17 protein-coding genes are annotated in these 13,939 nt (G+C 63.5%); 7 read left to right on the top strand and 10 right to left on the bottom strand.

Annotated features, from left to right (window positions below; translation table 11 throughout):
* Positions 1–458: efflux RND transporter permease subunit (locus tag OO306_RS16555; RefSeq protein ID WP_265969378.1), on the bottom strand; the 458-nt coding region annotated here is incomplete at its 3' end.
* Between the two features lie 6 nt (positions 459–464).
* Positions 465–1,565 (bottom strand): efflux RND transporter periplasmic adaptor subunit, encoded by a 1,101-nt coding sequence (locus OO306_RS16560; protein ID WP_186675922.1) that lies wholly within the window; start codon positions 1,563–1,565, stop codon positions 465–467.
* Positions 1,566–1,734: 169 nt separating this feature from the next.
* On the opposite strand from OO306_RS16560, the gene OO306_RS16565 reads away from it, so the two are divergent.
* The gene (locus OO306_RS16565) at positions 1,735–2,376 is read left to right on the top strand and encodes a TetR/AcrR family transcriptional regulator (RefSeq protein ID WP_027595770.1); all 642 of its coding nucleotides are present in this window, start codon (positions 1,735–1,737) and stop codon (positions 2,374–2,376) included.
* Between the two features lie 145 nt (positions 2,377–2,521).
* Here OO306_RS16565 and OO306_RS16570 read toward each other — a convergent pair whose 3' ends face one another.
* On the bottom strand, positions 2,522–3,298 hold the full coding sequence (locus OO306_RS16570; RefSeq protein WP_265969381.1) for a class I SAM-dependent methyltransferase: 777 nt from the start codon (positions 3,296–3,298) through the stop codon (positions 2,522–2,524).
* Between the two features lie 104 nt (positions 3,299–3,402).
* Here OO306_RS16570 and OO306_RS16575 point away from each other — a divergent pair, with 104 nt between their 5' ends.
* Complete coding sequence (locus OO306_RS16575) at positions 3,403–4,023, top strand: hypothetical protein (protein WP_027595768.1); 621 nt, start codon at positions 3,403–3,405, stop codon at positions 4,021–4,023.
* Positions 4,024–4,035: 12 nt separating this feature from the next.
* On the opposite strand, the gene OO306_RS16580 is transcribed toward OO306_RS16575, so the two are convergent.
* From OO306_RS16580 to ppc, 7 genes are all read right to left on the bottom strand, one after another.
* Complete coding sequence (locus OO306_RS16580) at positions 4,036–4,725, bottom strand: extensin family protein (protein ID WP_099428473.1); 690 nt, start codon at positions 4,723–4,725, stop codon at positions 4,036–4,038.
* A 6-nt stretch (positions 4,726–4,731) separates the two neighbouring features.
* On the bottom strand, positions 4,732–5,562 hold the full coding sequence (locus tag OO306_RS16585) for an oxaloacetate decarboxylase (RefSeq protein WP_027595766.1): 831 nt from the start codon (positions 5,560–5,562) through the stop codon (positions 4,732–4,734).
* Between the two features lie 28 nt (positions 5,563–5,590).
* Entirely contained in the window at positions 5,591–6,460 is an 870-nt protein-coding gene (locus OO306_RS16590; protein WP_085272734.1) for a DUF72 domain-containing protein, read from the bottom strand.
* 3 nt (positions 6,461–6,463) lie between these two features.
* On the bottom strand, positions 6,464–6,760 hold the full coding sequence (locus OO306_RS16595; protein ID WP_085272733.1) for a hypothetical protein: 297 nt from the start codon (positions 6,758–6,760) through the stop codon (positions 6,464–6,466).
* Positions 6,761–6,891: 131 nt separating this feature from the next.
* Positions 6,892–7,566: a tRNA (adenosine(37)-N6)-threonylcarbamoyltransferase complex dimerization subunit type 1 TsaB gene (tsaB, locus tag OO306_RS16600; protein WP_027595763.1), complete on the bottom strand. Its 675-nt coding sequence runs from the start codon at positions 7,564–7,566 to the stop codon at positions 6,892–6,894.
* Between the two features lie 86 nt (positions 7,567–7,652).
* A complete protein-coding gene (gene adk / locus OO306_RS16605) occupies positions 7,653–8,303 on the bottom strand; it encodes an adenylate kinase (protein ID WP_027595762.1) in 651 nt (216 codons plus the stop codon).
* Between the two features lie 257 nt (positions 8,304–8,560).
* Entirely contained in the window at positions 8,561–11,188 is a 2,628-nt protein-coding gene (gene ppc, locus OO306_RS16610; RefSeq protein WP_265969383.1) for a phosphoenolpyruvate carboxylase, read from the bottom strand.
* 180 nt (positions 11,189–11,368) lie between these two features.
* On the opposite strand from ppc, the gene OO306_RS16615 reads away from it, so the two are divergent.
* The 5 genes from OO306_RS16615 to OO306_RS16635 all read left to right on the top strand — a co-directional run bounded on the left by OO306_RS16615 (position 11,369) and on the right by OO306_RS16635 (position 13,936).
* Positions 11,369–11,713 carry a pilin assembly protein gene (locus OO306_RS16615; RefSeq protein WP_099430867.1) on the top strand — a complete coding sequence of 115 codons (345 nt, stop codon included), beginning with the start codon at positions 11,369–11,371 and terminating at the stop codon, positions 11,711–11,713.
* A 275-nt stretch (positions 11,714–11,988) separates the two neighbouring features.
* Positions 11,989–12,402 (top strand): DUF4398 domain-containing protein, encoded by a 414-nt coding sequence (locus OO306_RS16620; protein WP_027595759.1) that lies wholly within the window; start codon positions 11,989–11,991, stop codon positions 12,400–12,402.
* A gap of 50 nt (positions 12,403–12,452) precedes the next feature.
* Positions 12,453–13,241: an OmpA family protein gene (locus OO306_RS16625; protein WP_099453108.1), complete on the top strand. Its 789-nt coding sequence runs from the start codon at positions 12,453–12,455 to the stop codon at positions 13,239–13,241.
* 139 nt (positions 13,242–13,380) lie between these two features.
* The gene (locus OO306_RS16630) at positions 13,381–13,665 is read left to right on the top strand and encodes a type II toxin-antitoxin system Phd/YefM family antitoxin (RefSeq protein WP_027595757.1); all 285 of its coding nucleotides are present in this window, start codon (positions 13,381–13,383) and stop codon (positions 13,663–13,665) included.
* Positions 13,619–13,936, top strand: a complete 318-nt coding sequence (locus OO306_RS16635) for a type II toxin-antitoxin system RelE/ParE family toxin (protein WP_265969386.1) — start codon at positions 13,619–13,621, stop codon at positions 13,934–13,936. The genes OO306_RS16630 and OO306_RS16635 overlap by 47 nt, the downstream gene beginning before the upstream one ends.
* Positions 13,937–13,939 lie beyond the last annotated feature (3 nt).

Consider the following 13,939-nt stretch of genomic DNA (forward strand, 5'->3'; position numbering starts at 1 on the left):
TCAAAGCCCGCACCGGTCAGCGCATAGATGTTGCCGAACGTGGTGCCGAACTCGTCATTGAAAAACGGGCCCTGCACCTCCGGTGGCAGGGTGTGGCGGATGTCCGCGACCTTCTTGCGGATCTGGTACCACAGCTCGGGGATGTCCTTGGAATGCAGCGAATCGCGGGCCATGAAGGTCACCTGCGACTCGCCCGGGCGGGAGAACGAGACGATCTTCTCGTACTCGCCGGTCTCCATCAGTTTCTTTTCGATGCGCTCGGTGACCTGGCGCGACACTTCTTCGGCGGTGGCGCCGGGCCACAGGGTGCGCACGACCATGGCCTTGAAGGTGAACGGCGGGTCCTCGCTCTGGCCCAGCTTGGTGTAGGACATGGCGCCAATGGCAGCCAGCAGGATCATCAGGAACAGTACGATCTGGCGATTGCGCAGCGCCCAGGCGGAAAGGTTGAAACCCATCGGGACTTACTCCTTGGCCGTCAGGTTCACTACACGGTTGGTGCGGTCCACGGGGCGCACCTCCTGCCCCTCGCGCAGCACATGGCCACCCGCGGCGACCACCCAGTCGCCCGGCTTCAAGCCTTCGAGTACCGGGACGCTGTCGGTGCCGTATGGCCCGAGGCGCACCACCGTGCGCGCCAGGCGGTGGTCCGGGTTGACCCGCCAGACATAGGCCTGGCCGTTTTCTGCGGTCACCGCAGAAAGCGGCACCGCCAGTGGGATGAGGCCCTCATGGGCAATGAACACGCGCGCGCTCTGGCCCAGCTCAGCCGGTGCCTTGGCTGAAGTGAAGGCGATGCGCGCGGCAAAGGTGCGCGAGCGTGGGTCGGCTGCCGGCGAAAGTTCACGGATGCGCCCTTCGAAACGCTCACCAGGGTGCGACCACAGCTCTACACTGACCGCCTGCCCCACCGCGAAGCGGGCGAATTGCTGCTCCGGCAGGCCGATGGCTACCTCACGCTCGCCATCCGCAGCCAGGGTGAACACGGTCTGCCCGGCAGCGACCACCTGGCCGACCTCGACCTGGCGCTTGGCGATCACCCCAGCCTGCGGCGCACGCAGCACCGCGTAATCGGCCTGGTTGCCGGCAACGTCGAACTCGGCCTTGGCTTGTTTAAGGCGGGCCATGCCGGCGCGGTAGAGGTTTTCGGCATTGTCGTATTGCGAATGGCTGACCATCTGCCGGTCCAGCAGCTTCTGGTAGCGATCACGCTCGGCGCGCACCAGTGCCAGGTTGGCTTCGGCGGCCGCCAGTTGGGCGCGATTGGCCTCCAGTTGCAGGCGCACATCCTGGGGGTCCAGCTCGGCCAGCGGCTGCTCGGCCTTGACCCGCTGCCCTTCCTCGACCAGGCGCTTGCTGACCTTGCCAGCGATGCGGAAGGCCAGTTCCGGCTCGAAGCGCGCACGCACTTCGCCGGGGTAGCTGTCGGCTGCCGCTTCGGCCGGCTGCGGCTGGATCACCAATGCCGGGCGCGGCGCAGCGGGCGGTGCGGTTTCCTGGCCACACGCCGTCAGCAACAGGGCGACGGCAGCGGGCAAAGCGATGGACAAGGCATGGCGCAACATGATGAATCCTTTCGCGAAGAGCACATCGAATATTTATACTGACGGGTATATTAAATCAGCAAACCGAAGCCGGGAAGCCAGCGCCGGAAAGAAAATCAACATCAACGTTTGGCCATTCCTTGAGGCCGGATGGCGTGCGACCCGTTAAGATGGGCGACTCTTCAACCAGATGCAGACTCCAATGCCCAACGACGCACCCATCGGGCCCGGTCGCCCCAAGGACCTGGCCAAGCGCGAGGCGATCCTCGAAGCGGCCAAGACACTGTTCCTCAGCCTTGGCTATGCCAACACCAGCATGGATGCGGTCGCTGCGGCGGCAGGTGTTTCAAAACTCACCGTGTACAGCCACTTCACCGACAAGCAGACGCTGTTCTGCTCGGCGGTCATGGCAACCTGCCAGATCCAGCTGCCGGACCTGCTGTTCGAGTACCCCGAGGGGGCACCGATGGAAGAGGTGCTGCTGACCATTGCGCGTAACTTCCAGGCCCTGATCAGCAGCGACGAAGCGGTCAAGCTCAGCCGCCTGATCATGGCCCAGGGCAGCTCGGACCCAAGTTTTGGCGAGTACTTCTACGAAGCCGGGCCCAAACGGGTGTTGGCGGGTATGGAAGCACTGCTGCGCGGAGCGCATGAGCGCGGGTTGCTGCGCATCGATAACCCGTTGCGCGCGGCAGAGCACTTCTTCTGCATGGTCAAGGGCGCGCCGGACTACCGGTTGCTGCTGGGGTGCGCCGGGCCGTTGGAAGGCGACGAGGCCGAGGCGCATGTGCGTGAGGTGGTGGGGGTGTTCATGCGGGCGTTCCGGCCTTAGCGGGATCCATTCAACCTACCGGCACGAACCCGGTACGGTAGGAGCAGCCTTGTGCTGCGAAGAGGCCGGTGAAAGCCGTGAAGATTCAAGGTGAATTCACCGGCCTCTTCGCAGCACAAGGCTGCTCCTACAGGCGTCTTCGTAATCAGGCCTTCAGCGCTTTCTTCGGGTAGATGTCATACCGGCTCGACTTGCCCTCCAGGCAATGGCTAGGCTTCGGCCCGTCGATGATCGGTGCCTTGCGCGGGCGCTTCACCACCACCCGATGGCTGGCCAACGCCAAGGCGGCTTCGAGCAAGGCCGGGGCATCCATGTCATCCCCCACCAACGGCCGGAACACGCGCATTTCCTTCTTCACCAGGGCGCTTTTGTCCCGGTGCGGGAACATCGGGTCGAGGTAGATCACCTGCGGCGGCTCGCCCTCCCAGGCGCGCATGCGCTCGATGGCATTGCCGGTCAGCAGGCGCATACGCCCGACGATCGGGCCCACCTCTTCATCGGCACGGGCCCGTGCCAGGCCGTCTTCCAGCAACGCGGCAATCAGCGGCTGGCGCTCGATCAGGGTCATCTGGCAACCCAGGCTGGCCAGCACGAAGGCATCCTTGCCCAGCCCTGCGGTCGCGTCGAGCACTTGCGGCCGAACACCTTGAGCAATGCCGACCGCCTTGGCGATCATCTGCCCATTGCCACCGCCAAACTGGCGCCGGTGCGCAGCCTGGCCTTCGACGAAGTCCACCCGCACGGGCCCAGGTGCCTGTGGGCCCAATTGCTGGATCTGCAAGCCTTCAACGCCCACCTGCACAGCGAAGCCGGCGGCATCGTCCTGCAGCGGCAGGCCCAGGCGCTCGGCCCACGCCGCGGCCTGTTGCGCATACTCAGCCGACATCGCTTCGACCCTGATACCCGTGCCTTGCTCTTCCATCGTCCACACCTAAAAAATCAAACCCAGCCCTTAATGAATCGGCAACCACGGCCGATACAGGCAATATCCCGCTATTCTGCCAGAGCACAACGCGCGCGACTGCCATGACAGATACTCTTCCCATCGGTTTGACCTACCTGTCGCCTGTCGGCCACTACGGTCAGCAGAATACCCAGACACTCGGGGGCGTCAGCCACCTGTGGCAGGATTTCTTTGCCCGCGCCATGGCCGAGCAACAGGAAGTACCCGCGGACAGTATCAGCGAGTCGTTCGTGCAATACGATCAGCACAGCGGCGAGCCGATTGGCGGGGCCAGGGCACTGGCGCTGATCGATGCCCAGCGCGCCTGCGCCGTACACGACACCGAAGTCGCGCCCCCCGAGCCGCTGTTCCTGCCCAAGGCAGAGCTTGAGGCCAACCTGCTGGAACCTGCGCCTGAACCGTTCAGTGCCATCGAGCTGATCGAACAACAGCGCGAGCTGGACCTGAGCAACAGCTGGTTGCGCCCGGTGGTCATGAGCCAGGGCCAGCCGCTTGCCGAGCCGGGCCCAGGCCCCTCCCCACGCCCACTGTTCCTGCCTATCGCCGAGTTCGAGACCAACCTGCTGGACCCGGCGCCCGAGCCCTACGACGAAACCACCCTGGCCAAACAGCAGAACGACCTGGAATTCGACATCCATTGGGCGCGCCCGGTGGTGCTGAACAACGTTCGCGCGTACGCCTAAATTTACAGCGGCTCAGCGACAGATCTGCCAAAGGCCCATGTCAACGTGGAAGTGGTTGTGGTGCGCGGCATTGTAGTCGGGCCCCAGCACGGTACTGAAGCGCTCGCAGGCCACCTGCTGCACCTCGCGTAAAAACTCAGCCTTCTGCCCGCCCGCCTGCCAATCCTGCGCCAGCACGATGCGCTGGCCGTCCTGCAAGCGAAAACCACTGATATCCAGAGCATTGGCGGTGGCATGCTGGCTGAGTCGGCCTTGTTTGCGGTGGTAGACATTGCGGCAGGCGAAACTGCCCAGGTGATCGACCTGGGTCACCGGCTGCCCCAATACCCGCTGCGCCACGGGCTGCAGGCCATGCTGCTCGAACAGCGCGTAGGCCACTGCCAGCGGGCAACTGGCAAGAAAACTGCTGCTGAGCCGTGCCTGACCGCCTTCGATGCGCCACACGTTGTTCAGCGGGCAGTTGGCCGAGGCTGGGCTGTCGGCCTGGGCCCGGTAACGCAGGCCACTGGTTGCCAGCGCTTCGCGGCACAGCGCCGGGTCATTGCGCAGGCGCGACAGTTTGTAGGCAGTGAGCAGGTTGGGTGGCTGGCGCACGTCCAGCGCCGCCCAGGGGTTCCATGCATCGGGCAGGCGCCAGCCAAGGTGCCAGGCCAGGCCTGCCATCAAGGACAGGCCCACCAGCAGCGCCAGCAACGCACGCATGGCCAATCAACGACGGAACAGATCGTTGAGCTGCGCGAAAGGCAACGCCTGTTCGCCGTAGCCGAACGTGCCTTCATCGCGAATTTCCAGGGCAGCCCGGTGGAAAGCCCCTAACGCTGCGCGGGCCAGCGATGACCCCACGCTGATTCGGCGCACGCCCAGGTCTTGAAGTTGATTGACGCTCAGCGTCACGCCTGCCAACCCCATCAGCACGTTGACCGGCTTTGGCGCCACCGCCTGTACCACTGCGCGAATTTCTTCGACAGTGCGCAACCCAGGCGCATAGAGCACATCAGCACCCGCTTCGGCAAAGGCTTGCAGGCGCAGGATGGTGTCGTCCAGGTCCATTCGCCCGTGCAGCAGGTTTTCTGCGCGGGCGCAGAGGGTGAAGGGAAACGGCAGGCTGCGCGCCGCCTGAACTGCCGCGCGCACGCGCTCCACCGCCAGGCCGTGGTCATAGATGGGGGCGTCCTTGCGCCCGCTGGCGTCCTCGATAGAGCCCCCCACAAGGCCCGCCTCGGCGGCACGCAGAATGGTCTGTGCACAATCCTCAGGCAGGTCGCCAAAGCCGTTTTCAAGGTCGGCGGCAACCGGCAACGCCGTGGCATCGACGATCACGCCGGCATTATCCAGGGTTTCGTCAAGGCTCAACGCGCCTTCGGCGTCTGGCCGGCCCAGGCTGAAGGCCAGGCCCGCGCTGGTCGTGGCCAGTGCCTCGAAGCCAAGGCTGGCCAGCAGCTTGGCAGAGCCGGCATCCCACGGGTTGGGGATGACGAACGCGCTGTCGCGCTCATGCAGGGCCTTGAAGGCTTCGGCTCGCAGGGTTTGCACATCCATGGTCTCAACCTCAGGCATTAAGGAGTGGTCAGAGTAGTCCCAGTTGTTCGACCTCAGGGGCGCGTGGCAATTCCGGCAATGATGCAAGGCCGGGCAGGCGCTGCATCAGGCGCTGGTGAAAGCGCTGGGCCAATGCCGCAGCCAGGCGGTTATCCGAGGTGTGCAAGAAGATGTAGGGGCTGCGGCCTTCCTCGATCCAGCTGGCTATCTTGTCCACCCAAGGCGTCAGGAAGGTTTCGTTGGCGTCCAGTTGCGGGTGGCCAATAAAACGCACCTGCGGGTGCTGGCTGAAGGCTGCGGGGCGCGGTGGCACTTTGGGTTTCTTGGCTTGAGCATGCAATACGGCGGGGTCGCGCGATGTGCAGCTGAACAAGGCCCGTGGGTCGAGGCAGATGCGCTCGACGCCACGTTCGAGCAGCAGCCGGTTTAGCTGCCGCTCCTCCTCACCCCGCGCAAAAAAGGCGTCGTTACGCACCTCGACGGCCACCGGCACCGCCACTTCATCCAGAAAGTGGCTCAACTCTGCCAAGCGCGCAGGCCCGAACATGGCAGGCAGTTGCAACCAATAAGGCGATACCCGCTCACCCAGCGGCGCCATCAACCGGGTGAAGGTGGTCGCCGCGTCCAGTTGCTCGCGAAGGTCCGCGGCATGGCTGACCTCGCGGGGGAACTTGGCCGTGAAACGAAAGTGCGCCGGCATCACCTGCGCCCAGCGGGCCACGGTCGCGGGCGCGGGGCTGGCATAGAAGGTGGTGTTGCCCTCGACCGCATTGAACACCTGGCTGTACAGGCCCAGGTACTCAGTGGCTCGGGCGTCGGCGGGGTACAGGTAATCGCGCCAGGCGCTTTCGCTCCACGACGGACAACCCAGAAAATAAGGCAGAAGAGAGGGAGTCATCCCTCAAATGTACAGGTCGAGCCCCAGTACTTCCATGTCCCAATCGGTAAAACCGGCTGTGCTCAGGTAACTGGCCAGCGCCGTTGCTGTGCGCCGATCACGGGCGCGGGGGAAGACCATGTCTTGCTGGCGGGCTGGCAGGCCACCGCTGCGACGGCGAGTGGTGGCTTCTTGGGAGGCGTCGCTTTGCGCGTCATTCTCGATCACTTCGGCATCGTCGATTGCCTCGTCGCGCACCGACGCTTTGCGCGGAGCGCGCTTGATCGGGTAGGACTGCGAGGAGAAACCGTCGATACGCATGGTGTGAGCACTCAGGACCAATGATGGCAATTTAGCAGCATCAGTGTTCCGTCGCTAATGCTCGAGTGATAACTAGACCACAGTTCGCGCGAAAGGTTTTATCGTCATCGGCGATAACCGACGAGTAGCCGTCAGCGTTTCTTGGGTGTGGCTACATTATCGCGCAAGTACACCGGTTGCGCCTGCTCGGCAGCGATGGCCTCGCCGCGCGCCCAGGCGAAGCGCGCCAGGCTGAGGATGTCGAGGGCATTGGGCAACGCTGCGGCATTGCTGGCAGCGACCTGCACTGCCAGGCGCTCGGCATACCCCCAGCCGGTGCCGGCACCGAACCACTCGCCCGTGCTGGCGTCGGGCAGCGCCACGCGCTCGGGCGCCAGCACCGCTTCCTGGCCGATCAGGCGCATTTCGCCTTCGTTTGCCTGGTAGCAGCCCCAGTACACCTCGTCCATGCGTGCATCGATGGCGGCAGCCACCTGCTGCACACCCTGCTCACGCATCGCGCCTTGCGCCAACGCGGCCAGGTTGGACACCGGCAGCACCGGGCGTTCGAGCGCAAACGCCAGGCCCTGAACCACACCGATGGCAATCCGTACGCCGGTGAAGGCGCCCGGGCCACGGCCGAAGGCGATGGCATCCAGCGCGTTCAGCGCTACACCGGAGTCACCCAGCAGTTGTTTGATCATCGGCAGCAGCTTCTGCGCGTGCTGACGTGGGATCACCTCGTAATGGCTGGTTACCTTGCCGTCATGCAACAGGGCAACGGAACAGGCTTCGGTGGCGGTATCCAGGGCCAGCAGGGTGGTCATCGAACGGGTTTCCAGGGGCAGGGAAAAGAGCGTCAGTATAAACGACAACGGCCCGCAAGCGGGCCGTTGTCATGCAAGGCGTTGGATCAGCTCAGGGCTGCCAGTACCTTGGCAGTGATGGCGTCGACCGAACCGACACCTTCGATGTGGCTGTACTTCGGCTTGCCGGCATTGGCGGCCGACAGCTTCTGGTAGAACTCGACCAGCGGCTTGGTCTGGGTGTGGTAGACCGACAGGCGATGACGCACGGTTTCTTCCTTGTCGTCGTCGCGCTGGATCAGGTCTTCGCCCGTCACGTCGTCCTTGCCTTCCACTTTCGGCGGGTTGTACTGAATGTGGTAGGTGCGGCCCGAAGCCAGGTGCACGCGACGGCCCGCCATGCGGCCAACGATTTCTTCATCGTCAACGGCGATTTCGACCACGGCATCGATGTCGACACCGGCAGCGACCATGGCTTCAGCCTGTGGAATAGTGCGTGGGAAACCGTCGAACAGGCAGCCGTTGGCGCAATCCGGCTGGGCGATGCGCTCCTTGACCAGGCCGATGATCAGCTCGTCGGAAACCAGTTGGCCGGCATCCATGACTTTTTTCAGTTCCAGGCCCAGCGGGGTGCCGGCCTTGACGGCGGCACGCAGCATGTCACCGGTGGAGATCTGGGGGATACCGAACTTCTCGGTGATGAATTTTGCCTGAGTACCTTTACCGGCCCCGGGAGCTCCCAGCAGAATTACGCGCATCTCGTGCTCCTCAAATTTTTTTATGAAATTCAATGGATTCGGCAACCAGGGCCAAGTCCGGAAAATCGGGTATGACCATAAATCGGTCAGAAGGCTGCTCAAGATACACAGCGCCCGGCAGCCAGACAAGCGTCCCAAAGTTGCAGGAATGCGCCACTTGCGCACTGCCCGGTAGGCGGTTGCGCTCGGCGCAACCGCCCTCCTCGCCCTTTATAGCGGCTAAAGGTGCACCCTTGCCTGGCGGCCCGCGCGTAACCTCAGCCGGTATTGCGAAGGCCTGCTGCAATGCCCGCCACGGTGACCAGCAAGGCCTGCTCCAACGGGCTGTCCAGAGCGGCTTCGCGGCCGCGTGAGCGCGCCAGCAGCTCGGCCTGAAGGCGGTGCAGCGGGTCCAGGTAGGTGTTGCGCAAGCTGATGAATTCCAGGGTCTCTGGGCTGTGCGCCAGTAGCACCGGCTGCCCGGTCAGGCCCAACACCACCTGGCAGGACTGCGACAATAGGTCGCGCAGGTGCACACCTAAAGGAAGCAACTCCGGTTGCACTAGACGTTCGTCGTAGGCCTCGGCGATTTGCGCATCGGCCTTGGCCAGCACCATTTCCAGCATGTCGATACGGGTACGGAAGAACGGCCATTGCTCACGCATTTGCGCCAGCAACTCGCCCTGGCCGCGTTGCAAGGCATTGCTCAACGCCGTTTCCCAGCCCAGCCAGGCAGGCAACATCAGGCGCGTCTGGGTCCAGCCGAAGATCCACGGGATAGCCCGCAGGCTCTCGATGCCGCCCGCGCGTCGCTTGGCCGGCCGGCTGCCCAACGGCAGGCGGCCCAACTCCTGCTCAGGCGTCGACTGGCGGAAGTACTCGACGAAATCAGGGTTGTCGCGCACCACGCTGCGGTAGGCCTGGACGCCATCGGCGGCCAATTGGTCCATGACCTCACGCCAGGCAGGCTGCGGAGGGGGTGGCGGCAACAAGGTGGCCTCGAGCACGGCCGCCAGGTACAGGTTGAGGTTCTGTTCGGCGATACCGGGTAAACCGAACTTGAAGCGGATCATCTCGCCTTGCTCAGTCGTCCGGAATCGCCCGGCGACCGAACCCGGCGGCTGCGACAGAATCGCCGCATGCGCCGGGCCGCCGCCACGGCCAACAGTGCCGCCACGGCCATGGAACAACAGCAGTTCCACTTGATGCTCACGGCAGATGCGCACCAGGTTTTCCTGCGCCCGGTACTGCGCCCAGGCGGCCGCTGTGGTGCCGGCGTCCTTGGCTGAATCGGAATAGCCGATCATCACTTCCTGCGGCCCGCGCAGGCCGGCGCGATAGCCAGGCAGGCCCAGCAGGCGCTGCATCACCGGGCCGGCGTTGTCCAGGTCGGCCAGGGTTTCGAACAGTGGCACCACACGCATCGGGCGGGTCAGCCCGGCTTCCTTGAGCAGCAACTGCACGGCCAGCACGTCCGATGCGGCGCCGGCCATGGAAATGACATAGGAGCCCAACGAGGCGGCCGGGGCTGCGGCAACTTCCCGGCAGGTGGCCAGCACCTCGGCGGTATCCGCCTGTGGCTGGAAATGCGCAGGCAATAATGGCCGGCGGTTTTTCAGTTCGGCCAGGAGGAAGGCGATACGCTGCTCTTCATCCCAGTCGGCATAGCGCCCCAAGCCCAGGTAATCGGTGATCTCGGTCAGCGCGTCACGGTGGCGGGCGGCATCCTGGCGCACATCCAGGCGCCCCAGGTACAGGCCAAAGGTCACGGCACGGCGCAGGCAGTCGAGCAGTGGCCCTTCGGCAATCACACCCATGCCGCATTCGTGCAGCGACTGGTAGCACAGCTCCAGCGGCGCGATCAGGTCGCGGTTGTCGACCAGTACGTCGGCACCGGCGGGCGTGCTGCTGCCCAAGGCGGCATGCGCCCAGGCGCGGGTCGCACGCAGGCGGTCGCGCAATTGCTTGAGGATAGCGCGGTAGGGCTCGGCACTGTCGCCGACGTGCTCCCGCAGCGCGCTGCTCGCGTGTTGCATGGACAGCTCGGCGGCCAAGGCATCGATATCACGCAGGAACAGATCAGCGGCCATCCAACGTGCCAGCAGCAGCACTTCACGGGTTACCGCCGCCGTGACATTGGGGTTGCCGTCGCGGTCGCCGCCCATCCACGAGGCGAAGCGGATGGGGGCGGCCTCCAGCGGCAGGCGCAGCCCCGTGGCGTCGTGCAGCGCCTTGTCGACCTTGCGCAGGTGGTTGGGAATGGCCTGCCACAGCGAATGCTCGATCACCGCGAAGCCCCACTTGGCCTCGTCCACGGGGGTCGGCCGGGTGCGGCGGATTTCTTCGGTGTGCCAGGCTTCGGCGATCAGCCGGCGCAGGCGCTCACGCACCTGCTGGCGTTCGGCAGGGGTCAGGTCGCGATGGTCCTGGGCGGCCAACTGGCCAGCGATTGCGTCGTACTTCTGGATCAACGTGCGCCGCGCCACTTCGGTGGGGTGCGCGGTCAGTACCAGCTGAATGTCTAGCTTGGCCAGTTGCCGGGCCAGGGCGTCGTTGCCATGCCCGGCCTGCTTCAGGCGGGCCAGCAGCTCAGGCAGCACGCGTGCCTCGAAAGGCTCTGGCTGGTCGGCGTCGCGACGGCGGATCAACTGATACTGCTCGGCCATGTTGGCCAGGTTGAGAAACTGGTTGAACGCCCTTGCTACCGGCAGCAAATCGTCGTCAGCCAGGTCCCCAAGGGTCGAGCTCAGTTGCTCGCCAGCCACCCGGCGGTCAGCCTTGGCGCTGTGGCGGATGCCCTCGATCTTCTGCAGGAACGCCTCGCCGTGCTGCTGACGAATGGTGTCGCCGAGCAACTCCCCCAACACATGGACATCTTCACGCAAACGCACATCGATATCGGTCATTGGCCCTCTCTGTAGCGCAGCCTTGGCGCACTCGTTCAGGAAACAGCACTGGGCCAAGAGTGCCCCCAGCCGCGCGCCGATAGCAAGCCTAAGGGCAAGCCGTGATCGGCAAAGCAAACTAAAGTGCAAGCAGAGCACTCCGATGCAATGCAGCCTTTCGAGGCGTTGACAGAGGTCATCATGAAAATCCGTGAACTCGCCCAGCACTGGGAACAGAATGCCGCAGGCACCCTCAGCCGTACCGGCCATGTGCTGCATCTGGACCTGGAGTCCGAGGCGCGCCTGGCCGCGCTGATCGACATGTACCCCAAGCGCACCGCCGAAGAACTGCTCGGCGAACTGGTGGCGGCGGCCCTTGAGGAAATCGAGGCCAGCTTCCCCTATGTAAAAGGGAGCCAAGTGATCGCCACCGATGAAGAAGGCGACCCCTTGTTCGAAGATGTCGGCCCTACCCCGCGTTTTCTGTCGCTGTCCCGGCACCACTTGCATGAGCTGAGCAGCACCGCTGACGACAGCGAAAAATAGCCACGATGCACACTGTTCCGGGCCTGCAAGGCCCGGAATACCCCGCCTGAGCGTGAAAGTTCCGCAGAAAACTCACTGACTGATCAGTCAGAAAAACTTACCCGTTTAAGGGATTTTTTTCTGAACCATTCGAAAAACGCCTGAGTCCGAGCAATTAGCCATCACGCTAAAACCCTGCACACTGCCCTCGTGCACCGTTCAGCTGAAGCGCACGGTAACTGTCAGGGATTCAGCGATGGACTGCTACGGACATCGTCGTTATCAGGAGTGATCCAATGGAGCTGACCACCATGAAGACCCGCACTTTCAAACCGTCATCCACTCATGTGCGCGGGTTCAAGCTGGCCGCGCTGGCCCTGGGCAGTAGCCTGGTCCTGGCCGGCTGTGCGGGCAACCCGCCCACCGAGCAGTATGCCGTTACCCAGTCTGCCGTGAACTCTGCGGTCAGTGCCGGCGGCACCGAGTTCGCCGCGGTGGAAATGAAAGCGGCGCAGGACAAGTTCAAGCAAGCCGAAATCGCCATGCACGACAAGAAGTACGACGACGCCAAGCGTCTGGCCGAACAAGCCGAATGGGATGCCCGCCTCGCCGAACGCAAGGCTCAGGCGGCCAAGGCCCAGAAGGCCGTGCAGGATGCCCGCCAGGGCGTTCAGGACGTACGTGAGGAAGGCCTGCGCAGCGCTCAGTGAGCCCTGCCCCGCCACCCTTAGCCTTCGCACTCGATCAAAGGATGAACACTATGCGCAAACACGTCATGATTCCCGCCCTGTTGGCCCTGAGCGTCGGTCTTGCAGCCTGCTCGCACGACCCGAACGCCAACCTTGAATCGGCCCGCACCAACTTCTCTGCGCTGCAGAGCGACCCGCAGTCGAGCAAAGTCGCGGCGCTGGAAACCAAAGATGCTCAGGATTGGCTGAACAAAGCTGACAAGGCCTACATGGACCGCGAGGACCAGAAAAAGGTCGACCAGCTCGCCTACCTGACCAACCAGCGTGTCGAAGTCGCCAAGCAGACCATTGCCCTGCGTACGGCTGAGGGCGAACTGAAAAACGCCTCCGCCCAGCGCGCCCAGGCCAAGCTGGATGCCCGCGACGCACAGATCGCCAAGCTGCAGGACAGCCTCAATGCCAAGCAGACCGACCGCGGTACGCTGGTCACCTTCGGCGACGTGCTGTTCGACTTCAACAAGGCCGTACTCAAGAGCAACGCCTACCCCAACGTGACCAAGCTGGCCCAGTTCCTTCAGGAGAACCCGGAGCGCAAGGTCATCGTAGAGGGCTACACCGACAGCGTCGGCTCGGCCAACTACAACCAGAGCCTCTCCGAGCGTCGCGCCGGCGCCGTGCGCATGGCGCTGATCCGTGCTGGCGTAGACCCAGCGCGAATCGTCGCCCAGGGTTACGGCAAGGAGTACCCGGTGGCTGACAACGGCAGCAACTCGGGCCGTGCGCAGAACCGTCGCGTGGAGGTGACCATCTCCAATGACAACCAGCCGGTGGCACCGCGGTCGGTAAGCCAGGCGCAGTAAGCTGACTCGCTGCAACGAAGAACCCCGCCCTGATGGCGGGGTTTTTCATCTGTCAGCAAGATTAAAAGCACCTTTAAAAGCACTCCTTAAAGATCTATAGTCGTGTCACCAATAACTGCATTCACGGGTTGATACAACTATGACCTACCCGGTTCTAGCCGATCTGGCAGCATCCATCACTGACCTGAAAAAAGACCCCATGGGCACGATCCGTGAAGCGGCTGGTGAAACGGTGGTCATCCTCAATCGCAACGAGCCAGCGTTCTATGCGGTACCGCCGGAACGTTACGAAGCGATGATGGAGTTGATCGACGACATGCAGTTGGCTGAGCTGGTACGCCAGCGACGTGGCGAGCCCACAGTGAAAGTGGATATCGATGAGCTCATCGCCGAAGCCGAAGGCAGCAAAAAGCCACAGCCTTGAATTCAATATTCGGGCACAGAGGGAATTTAGGAAACTGGATAGCCAATTGCAGGTCCAGTTTGCGAGAAAACTCAGGGAGCGCTTGGCGCAGCCGAGGGTGGACAAGGACAAACTGTCTAGCATGCCCGACTGCTACAAGATCAAGCTGAGGTCATCGGGCTATCGCCTGGTTTATCAAGTTATCGATGAGCGAGTGGTGGTCATCGTCATCGCTGTAGGCAAGCGAGAAAGAAGCGGTGTGTACGATGCTGCGAAGTCTCGCTTGATGTGATGT

This window comes from Pseudomonas sp. DCB_AW (genome assembly GCF_026240895.1).
In the GTDB taxonomy this organism is placed as follows: domain Bacteria; phylum Pseudomonadota; class Gammaproteobacteria; order Pseudomonadales; family Pseudomonadaceae; genus Aquipseudomonas; species Aquipseudomonas kermanshahensis.

What these genes read in the sequence shown, in the direction of transcription:
- OO306_RS16560 (WP_186675922.1), bottom strand. Translation starts at nt 1,565, where the DNA reads ATGTTGCGCCATGCCTTGTCCATCGCTTTGCCCGCTGCCGTCGCCCTG.
- OO306_RS16565 (WP_027595770.1), top strand. Translation starts at nt 1,735, where the DNA reads ATGCAGACTCCAATGCCCAACGACGCACCCATCGGGCCCGGTCGCCCC.
- OO306_RS16570 (WP_265969381.1), bottom strand. Translation starts at nt 3,298, where the DNA reads ATGGAAGAGCAAGGCACGGGTATCAGGGTCGAAGCGATGTCGGCTGAG.
- OO306_RS16575 (WP_027595768.1), top strand. Translation starts at nt 3,403, where the DNA reads ATGACAGATACTCTTCCCATCGGTTTGACCTACCTGTCGCCTGTCGGC.
- OO306_RS16580 (WP_099428473.1), bottom strand. Translation starts at nt 4,725, where the DNA reads ATGCGTGCGTTGCTGGCGCTGCTGGTGGGCCTGTCCTTGATGGCAGGC.
- OO306_RS16585 (WP_027595766.1), bottom strand. Translation starts at nt 5,562, where the DNA reads ATGGATGTGCAAACCCTGCGAGCCGAAGCCTTCAAGGCCCTGCATGAG.
- OO306_RS16590 (WP_085272734.1), bottom strand. Translation starts at nt 6,460, where the DNA reads ATGACTCCCTCTCTTCTGCCTTATTTTCTGGGTTGTCCGTCGTGGAGC.
- OO306_RS16595 (WP_085272733.1), bottom strand. Translation starts at nt 6,760, where the DNA reads ATGCGTATCGACGGTTTCTCCTCGCAGTCCTACCCGATCAAGCGCGCT.
- tsaB (WP_027595763.1), bottom strand. Translation starts at nt 7,566, where the DNA reads ATGACCACCCTGCTGGCCCTGGATACCGCCACCGAAGCCTGTTCCGTT.
- adk (WP_027595762.1), bottom strand. Translation starts at nt 8,303, where the DNA reads ATGCGCGTAATTCTGCTGGGAGCTCCCGGGGCCGGTAAAGGTACTCAG.
- ppc (WP_265969383.1), bottom strand. Translation starts at nt 11,188, where the DNA reads ATGACCGATATCGATGTGCGTTTGCGTGAAGATGTCCATGTGTTGGGG.
- OO306_RS16615 (WP_099430867.1), top strand. Translation starts at nt 11,369, where the DNA reads ATGAAAATCCGTGAACTCGCCCAGCACTGGGAACAGAATGCCGCAGGC.
- OO306_RS16620 (WP_027595759.1), top strand. Translation starts at nt 11,989, where the DNA reads ATGGAGCTGACCACCATGAAGACCCGCACTTTCAAACCGTCATCCACT.
- OO306_RS16625 (WP_099453108.1), top strand. Translation starts at nt 12,453, where the DNA reads ATGCGCAAACACGTCATGATTCCCGCCCTGTTGGCCCTGAGCGTCGGT.
- OO306_RS16630 (WP_027595757.1), top strand. Translation starts at nt 13,381, where the DNA reads ATGACCTACCCGGTTCTAGCCGATCTGGCAGCATCCATCACTGACCTG.
- OO306_RS16635 (WP_265969386.1), top strand. Translation starts at nt 13,619, where the DNA reads ATGAGCTCATCGCCGAAGCCGAAGGCAGCAAAAAGCCACAGCCTTGAA.